The organism is Oscillochloris sp. ZM17-4 (genome assembly GCF_019599295.1).
GTDB lineage: Bacteria > Chloroflexota > Chloroflexia > Chloroflexales > Chloroflexaceae > Oscillochloris.
In genome coordinates, this window is record NZ_JAIEWN010000022.1 from 1 (window position 1) to 7482 (window position 7482).

Annotated in this window: 7 protein-coding genes; 6 read left to right on the forward strand and 1 reads right to left on the reverse strand. The window is 70.2% G+C overall.

Annotated features, from left to right (window positions below; translation table 11 throughout):
* The 3 genes from K2Z83_RS16220 to K2Z83_RS16230 form a co-directional block, all read left to right on the forward strand.
* On the forward strand, positions 1-3065 hold a 3065-nt coding region (locus K2Z83_RS16220), incomplete at its 5' end, for an aminotransferase class III-fold pyridoxal phosphate-dependent enzyme (protein ID WP_220596237.1).
* Positions 3066-3199: 134 nt separating this feature from the next.
* On the forward strand, positions 3200-4027 hold the full coding sequence (locus tag K2Z83_RS16225; RefSeq protein ID WP_220596238.1) for an alpha/beta hydrolase: 828 nt from the start codon (positions 3200-3202) through the stop codon (positions 4025-4027).
* 15 nt (positions 4028-4042) lie between these two features.
* Positions 4043-4624: a hypothetical protein gene (locus tag K2Z83_RS16230; protein WP_220596239.1), complete on the forward strand. Its 582-nt coding sequence runs from the start codon at positions 4043-4045 to the stop codon at positions 4622-4624.
* A 29-nt stretch (positions 4625-4653) separates the two neighbouring features.
* Here the strand turns inward: K2Z83_RS16230 and K2Z83_RS16235 are convergent, their stop codons facing one another.
* Complete coding sequence (locus tag K2Z83_RS16235; RefSeq protein WP_220596240.1) at positions 4654-4977, reverse strand: hypothetical protein; 324 nt, start codon at positions 4975-4977, stop codon at positions 4654-4656.
* A gap of 102 nt (positions 4978-5079) precedes the next feature.
* Here K2Z83_RS16235 and K2Z83_RS16240 point away from each other — a divergent pair, with 102 nt between their 5' ends.
* The 3 genes from K2Z83_RS16240 (at position 5080) to K2Z83_RS16250 (ending at position 7480) form a co-directional block, all read left to right on the forward strand.
* The gene (locus K2Z83_RS16240) at positions 5080-5673 is read left to right on the forward strand and encodes a TetR/AcrR family transcriptional regulator (RefSeq protein ID WP_220596241.1); all 594 of its coding nucleotides are present in this window, start codon (positions 5080-5082) and stop codon (positions 5671-5673) included.
* A gap of 48 nt (positions 5674-5721) precedes the next feature.
* Positions 5722-6327 carry a cold shock and DUF1294 domain-containing protein gene (locus tag K2Z83_RS16245; protein ID WP_220596242.1) on the forward strand — a complete coding sequence of 202 codons (606 nt, stop codon included), beginning with the start codon at positions 5722-5724 and terminating at the stop codon, positions 6325-6327.
* 70 nt (positions 6328-6397) lie between these two features.
* A complete protein-coding gene (locus K2Z83_RS16250) occupies positions 6398-7480 on the forward strand; it encodes a M20 family metallopeptidase (protein WP_220596243.1) in 1083 nt (360 codons plus the stop codon).
* Positions 7481-7482 lie beyond the last annotated feature (2 nt).

Genomic DNA, 7482 nt, shown 5'->3' on the forward strand with positions numbered 1-7482 from the left:
TTTGCCGGCCGCGCGGTCAACATCCACCCTGCCCTGCTGCCGGCCTGCCCGGCGAGTACGACCGCAACTTCCGCCTGGACGCCGCCGACGGCGCGCAGTATGTGCACAAGGTGGTCCACCCCGACCGCCCGGAGGACGAGATCGACTTGCAGGTGCGGGGGCTGCTGCATGTGCAGGGGGTTGGGGGCTGGGGGCTGGGGGCTGGAGATCACACACCAACCCCTCCCTCCCAACTCCCAACCCCCACGGTCATCCCCGCGCTCGATGGGCAGCTCCTGGCCCGGCGGCAGGTCGGCGGCGAGGAGCGGTTGGTCTGGATGCTCAGCTACCTGCCGGGCACGGTGCTGGCCGAGGTTCGCCCGCATCACCCCGCGCTGCTGCGCGACCTCGGGCGCTGGCTGGGCTCGCTCGCCGTGGGCCTATCCGGCTTCGACCACCCGCTGGCCGAGCGGCCCTACAAGTGGGATCTGGCCCAGGCTGGCTGGATTGGCTCTTCTATTGACATAATTGACGACGAGGAAGATCGCGCGCTGGTCGCCGGGATCTACCGGGAGCTGGTCGCCGAGACCCTGCCGGCCCTGGCGCGCACCCGCCGCCAGGCCATCCACGGCGACGCCAACGACTACAATGTGATCGTGGATACCTCGGGCGGCTACCCCTACCGGGTGGCCGGGGTGATCGACTTCGGCGACCTGATCCGCTCGCACCTGGCCTGCGATGTGGCGGTGGCCTGCGCCTACGCCATCCTCGGCAAGGCCGACCCGCTGCCCGCCGCCGCCGAGCTGGTCGCCGGCTACCACCAGTCCTGCCCGCTGACCGAGGATGAGCTGGGGCTGATCTTCCCGCTGCTGCGGGCGCGTCTGGCGGTGAGCGTGGTCAACTCGGCCATGCGCAAGGCTGAGGAGCCGGGCGACCCCTACCTCACGATCAGCGAGGCTCCGGCCTGGGCGGCGCTGCGCCGCCTGGAGGGAGTCAGCCCGCGCCTGGCCCACTACCTGCTGCGCGCGGCCTGCGGCATGCCGGCGGTGCCCCACACGGCGCGAGTAGAGGCCTTCCTGCGCGAGTCGGCCCCCTTCGCCCCGGTGCTCGGCTTCGACCTGGGCGGCGACATATGCCTGCCCCTCGACCTGAGCGTCGGCAGCCCCATGCTCGGCGCCGACCCGGCCAGCTGCGCGCGGCCCCGGCTCACCCAGATCATCGACGCCGCCCTGGCCGAGGCCGGCGCGCGGGTCGGTGTCGGCGGCTACAACGAGCCGAGGATGCTCTACAGCAACGAGCTGTTCGCCGGGGATGCTGGAAGCCCCCCAACCCCCAACCCCCAACCTCCAACCCCCAACCCCCTCGCAGAGCGACGCACCATCCACCTCGGCGTGGACCTCTGGGTTGCGGCGGGGACGCCGGTGTGCGCGCCGCTGGACGGCGTGGTGCATATCGTGGCCGAGAACGCCGCGCCGCTGGACTACGGCCCGCTGCTCATCCTGCGCCACCAGACGTCCGAGGGCGATAGCTTCTACACGCTCTACGGCCACCTCGCCGGCGACGCCCTGGACATGCGGGTCGGCCAGGATGTGCGGGCCGGCCAGCAGATCGCCAGCGTCGGCCCGCCGCCGCGCAACGGCGACTGGCCGCCACACCTGCACCTCCAGATCATCACCGACCTGCTCGGGCGCGACGCCGACTTCCCCGGCGTGGCCCTGGCCAGCCAGCGCGCCACCTGGCTCAGCCTCTCGCCCGACCCGACCGTGCTGCTGGATCTGCCCAAAAACCTGCTGCCGCCGCCGCCGCCGAGCTATGGCGAGACCCTGGCGACCCGCCGGGCGCGGCTGGGCGGCAACCTGAGCCTGTCCTACCGCGAGCCGCTGAAGATCGTGCGCGGCTGGCGTCAGTACCTCTACGACGAGACCGGGCGGGCCTACCTGGACATGTACAACAACGTGCCGCACGTCGGCCACAGCCACCCGCGCGTGGTGCGCGCCGTGCAGGGGCAGGTCGGCCTGCTCACCACCAACACGCGCTACCTGCACGACACGATCAACCGCTACGCCGAGCGCCTGTGCGCCCTGCTGCCCGCGCCGCTGGAGGTCTGCTACTTTCTGAACTCGGCCAGCGAGGCCAACGAGCTGGCCCTGCGCCTTGCCCGCGCCCACACCTACCGGTACGATATGATCGTCATGGACACGGCCTACCACGGCCACACCACCGCCCTGATCGACATCAGCCCCTACAAGTTCAACGGCCCCGGCGGCGAGGGGCCGCGGCCCTGGGTGCATGTGGCCCCGGTGCCCGACGACTACCGCGGGCCGTTTCGGCGCGACGACCCCGCGCGCGGGGCGAGGTACGCCGCGTCGGTGGGGGCGATCATTGCGCGCATGGCGGCGGAGGGCCGGGGGCCGGCCGGCTTCATCGCCGAGTCACTGCCCAGCGTGGGCGGCCAGATCGTGCCGCCGCCCGGCTACCTTGCGGCGGTGTATAACTATGTGCGGGCGGCGGGCGGGGTCTGTATCGCCGACGAGGTGCAGGTCGGCTTCGGCCGGCTGGGCGCGCACTTCTGGGGCTTCGCGATGCAGGGCGTGGTGCCCGACATCGTGGTGCTGGGCAAGCCGATCGGCAACGGCCAGCCGCTGGGCGCGGTGGTGACCACGCGGGCCATCGCCGACTCCTTCGACAACGGCATGGAGTTCTTCAGCACCTTCGGCGGCAACCCGGTCTCCTGCGCGGCCGGCCTGGCCGTGCTCGATGTGCTCAGAGATGAGAACCTGCCGGACAACGCCGCCGCCGTGGGCCAGCAGATCCTCGATGGCCTGACGGCGCTGATGGAGCGGCACCCGGCGATTGGCGACGTGCGCGGGGTGGGCCTGTTCCTCGGCCTAGAGCTGGTGCGCGACCGGGAGAGCCGCGAGCCCGCGCCGGAGATCGCCTCCTACCTGGTGAACCGCCTGCGCGAGCGCGGCATCCTTGCGGGGACGGACGGGCCGTATCATAATGTGATCAAGCTCCGCCCCTCGATGATCTTCAGCCCGGAGGACGCGGATCTGTTCCTGGAGGTATTTGCGGATATTTGGTAGGGGCGCAGCAGTCGCCCCAGGGGAAATAACGGAACATCCGGGGGCCGGGTAGGGCCGAAGCAGTCGCCCCTGATCAATGAGGTGGATGGGATGAATCAGGTGCGACTGCTTCGGCCTTACATAGGAGCCACACCATGCCCTACCGCGTCACCCACACCATCCAGAACGGGATCGAGCGGGTCGTCTACACGCCGGAGGTGCGCCGCTTCGCCACGCCGATCGTCATGCAGCACGGCATGTGGCACGGGGCGTGGTGCTGGCAGGAGTGGCAGGCCCTGCTGGCCGAGTGGGGCTGGGAGAGCCACGCCCACAGCCTGCCCGGCCACGGCCGCTCGCCCGAGCGCCGGCCCATCCGCTGGTGTACGCTCCAGTACTACTACGAGTTCCTCAACGACGAGGTGCGGCGCATGGCGCGCCCGCCGGTGTTGATGGGCCATAGCATGGGCGGCGCGCTGACCCAGTGGTTCCTCAAGTACGGCCCGACCCTGCCCGCCGCCGTGCTGGTGGCCCCCTGGTCATCCCACAGTATGCAGACCCTCACGACATTTGAGACGATCTGGCGGCTCGACCCGCTCGGGCTGGCGCTCATGTTCCTCACGCTCTCGGCCAACCCGATGACCCGCAGCCCAAGGCACGCGGCGGCATGCTTTACCAGCGCGGGCGCGATCATGTCGCCCCACGAGCTGCACGCCCGGCTCGGCCCCGAGTCGGCCCTGGTGCTGCTCCAGTACCAGCCGCCCTGGTGGCGTCCGGCCAGGCCCGAGGATGTGAAGACCCCGCTGCTCTGGCTGGCCGGCGCAGCCGACGCCGTCATCCCTGAGCCGATGGAGCGGCGCTCGGCCGCATACTACGGCGCCGACTATGTGGTCATCCCCGAGGCCGGCCACGACCTGATGCTGGAGAAGAGCTACGCCGCGACGGTGCGCGGCATCCACGAGTGGCTGGCGGGACGGGTGGAGTAGCATGGAGGAGCGGCGATGCTAGGCGGCGACGAGCGGCTGTACGTGGGATCAGACGACGGGCTGTGGATCTTTTGCGGCGATGCGGGCGGGCTGCTGCTGGCCGGCCGGGCGCTGGAGGGCGCGGCGGTGCTGGCGCTGACGCTGGTGGGCGGGACGTTCCTGCTGGTCGGGCTGGGCGATGGGACGGCCCGCGAGAGCTTCGATGGCGGGCAGAGCTGGCTGGCGACAGGCGCGCCCGCGCCGGAGCCGATCGGGCTGCGCGCGGCCACCTCCGCCGGCCCGCTGGCGCTGGCTAACCCTCGCCTGCGCGGGGCCACCGCCTACGCCCGGCTGGGCGGGAATCCGCCGGCGCTGCTCGGCGCGGGGGCCGGCGGCATGCAGATCTTCCGCAGCGAGGACGCCGGCATCCACTGGGAGCCGGCGCACATGGAGATCATGCTCGGCGGGCCGATCACGGCCCTGATCCCGGCCACCTCCCTCGGCGCGGCCTGGGCCGGCGCCGCCGATGGGTCGATCCTGCGCGGCGTCGATGGCGGGCGGCTCTGGCAGGTCGCGGGCCGGGCCGGCGCGGCCGTGCGCTGCCTGGCGACGGGGTGAGCCGATGCCAGGCAGCGCGAGCGGCGCGCCTACATCGCCATCTCGATGGCCTCGTAGACCGAGATCTGGCCGCCGTCCTTGAGGATCGGGCAGCCCTTGGCCATCGTCACCGCAGCGTCCATCGTGTCCGCGCTGATGATCGTGTAGCCGCTCGCCGGCGTCCCGTTTGCCCCGTCGCTGACCGCCCCGTCGCTGGCGATGCTCCTCGCCATCGGCGAGAGCGGGTTCCCGCCATCCATAACCGCGCTGCCGAGCCCCTCGTACCATACGCCCCATGCCTGCATCACCGCCGCCTGCTCCGCCTCCGTCTCGGGCATGCCGCCGCCGTTGAAGATCAGGACATACTTCGCCATGAGTGGATCCTCCTGATGAGATCTCTATCACATACCTGATGGATATGTGTATTATAGCACGTAAGTTCGTATTCGCAATAGGCCTATGGATGGAGAACCGCGATGCCGCGACCTGACGTGAGCGAGGAGCGCCGCGCCCAGATCCTCGACGCCGCCCTGCGCGTCTTCGCCCGCCAGGGGCTCTACGAGACGCGCATGGACGACATTGTGGCCGAGTCGGGCCTGAGCAAGGGCGCGCTCTACTGGTACTTCAAGAGCAAGGACGCGATCATCACCGCCATCCTGGAGCAGCTCTTCGCCGGCTCGATGGGCGGGCTGGGCGCGCTCGCCGAGTCCACGGAGCCGGCCGACGCATGCCTGGCCGCCCTGGCCGCCGGCATCGCCGAGGATATCGCCGCCACCGCGCAGCTGCGCCCGGTGCTGTTTGAGTTCTACGCGATCGCTGGGCGGGACGAGGGCGTGCGCCAGTTCCTCAAAGGCTACTACGACACATTCCTCGCCGCCATCGAGGCTACCGTGCGCCGGGGCGTGGCCGAGGGCACCTTCCGGCCCATCGACAGCGCCGCCGCCGCCGCCGTGATCGTCGCCGCCTTCGAGGGTCTGCTGCTGCTCCAGATCATCGACCCCGCCCCCGGCGATCTCGGCCCGCGCTTCGTCGCCGCTGCCGAGCTGCTCTTCGCTGGGATGCGGGTATGATGGTGTGGGTATAATAGGCAGCACTGGCAGCTTAAAGAGGCACGTACTATGACATCTCAGCACAGGGGCAAGATCACATCCTGGAAGGACGACAAGGGCTTCGGCTTCATCACCCCCGCCGAGGGCGGCAGGGATGTCTTCGTGCATATCAGCGCCCTCCCCGACGGGCTGCGCTGCCCGCCGCAGCATGCCGATCTCACCTACATACTTGGCTACGACGACCAGCAGCGCCCGCGCGCGGTCGCGGTCCGCTTCGACCGTGACCCGGTCACGATGCCGGTCCTCCCAGCGCTCCTCGCCGGCCTCTTCTTCCTTGGGCTGGCGGCAGAGATCCTGGCGACGCACACCTCGGTTGTCCCATTTGTGCTATATGCCGCCGTCAGCGGATTCACGTTCAGGGCCTATGGGGTCGACAAGGCCATCGCGGTGCGCAACGAGCGGCTCGCGCCCGGCGCCCGGAGGGAGCGGCGCACGCCTGAGTCCACCCTCCACACGCTGGAGCTGATCGGCGGCTGGCCAGGCGCCCTGGTCGCCCAGTGGTACTACCGCCACAAAAACCGCAAGCCCGCGTACCAGGTGGCCTACTGGCTGGTTGTGGTTTTGAACTTGCTCGCTTTGGTAGGCTACTTCCTCGTGCGACTGCTGCTCGTATAGCCCCCGCATCCCCCTCCTGCGTCGTGTGGTAGACTACAGAGAGCAAACACACGATATAGGAGTACCCTCTATGAGCGAGGATCTGCGCGCGGAGCTGACCCGGCTCACCTGCGACCTTGTCCGTATCGAGTCGATCGCCGACCGGCCCGGGGATCTGGCCGCGGCGATCGACTACATCGCCGCCTACCTGTCAGACATCCCCGGCATCTTCGTCGAGCGCTCGGAGGCCGAGGGCAAGCCGGCGATCGTCGTCACCCTGCGCGAGACCCGCTCGCCCGCCCTGATGATCAACGGCCACGTGGATGTGGTGGTGGGCCACCCCGCCCAGTTCGCGCCCGAGATCCGCGATGGCCGCATCTACGCGCGCGGCTCGCAGGATATGAAGGGCAGCGCGGCGGTGATGCTGCGCCTGATCAAGGATCTGGCCGCCCGCCCCGAGCGCCCCGACGTGGGCTTCCAGTTCGTCGCCGACGAGGAGATCGGCGGGGCCAACGGCACCGGTCGCCTGCTGGATGAGGGCTGGCGCTGCGGCTTCATGCTCTGCCTGGAGCCCACCGACCTGGGCGTGCTCTACGAGCACAAGGGCGGCATGTGGGTCGAGCTGCGCATCCCCGGCGCGCCCGCCCACGGCTCGCGCCCCTGGGCCGGGGTCAACCCCGTCTACCCCATGGCCGCCGGCATCGCCGAGCTTGAGCGGCGCTTCCCGGTGCCCTCCCCCGACGAGTGGCGCACCACCGTCTCGCCGACGGCCATCCAGGTCGGCGGCGGCTCGCGCAACCAGATCCCCGGCTCGGCCACGATCACCTTCGACTGCCGCTTCATCGCCGAGGATAGCCCCGAGTCGATCAGCGCGGCCATCCGCGCCTGCTTCCCCGGCGCCGAGGTGCTGGTGGATCGCTCGGGCGCGGGGCTGCGCACCGACCCCGACCACCCCGAGGTGCAGCGCCTCGCGGGCGTGGTGGCCGCCCACACCGGCGAGCCGGCCCGCTTCTACCGCGAGCACTTCGCCACCGACGCCCGCTACTACACCCACGCCGGAATCCCCGCCGTCTGCGTCGGCCCCGTCGGCGCCGGCCTGCACTCCGACGAGGAGTGGGTGGATATCGCCAGCCTGTCTACGCTCTACGAGATAATTGTTGATTTTATCGGATAACG

Bases quoted from the DNA above. Each gene is read 5' to 3' on its own strand.
- K2Z83_RS16235 (WP_220596240.1), bottom strand. From the start codon at position 4,977: ATGGCGAAGTATGTCCTGATCTTCAACGGCGGCGGCATGCCCGAGACG.
- K2Z83_RS16225 (WP_220596238.1), top strand. From the start codon at position 3,200: ATGCCCTACCGCGTCACCCACACCATCCAGAACGGGATCGAGCGGGTC.
- K2Z83_RS16230 (WP_220596239.1), top strand. From the start codon at position 4,043: ATGCTAGGCGGCGACGAGCGGCTGTACGTGGGATCAGACGACGGGCTG.
- K2Z83_RS16245 (WP_220596242.1), top strand. From the start codon at position 5,722: ATGACATCTCAGCACAGGGGCAAGATCACATCCTGGAAGGACGACAAG.
- K2Z83_RS16250 (WP_220596243.1), top strand. From the start codon at position 6,398: ATGAGCGAGGATCTGCGCGCGGAGCTGACCCGGCTCACCTGCGACCTT.
- K2Z83_RS16240 (WP_220596241.1), top strand. From the start codon at position 5,080: ATGCCGCGACCTGACGTGAGCGAGGAGCGCCGCGCCCAGATCCTCGAC.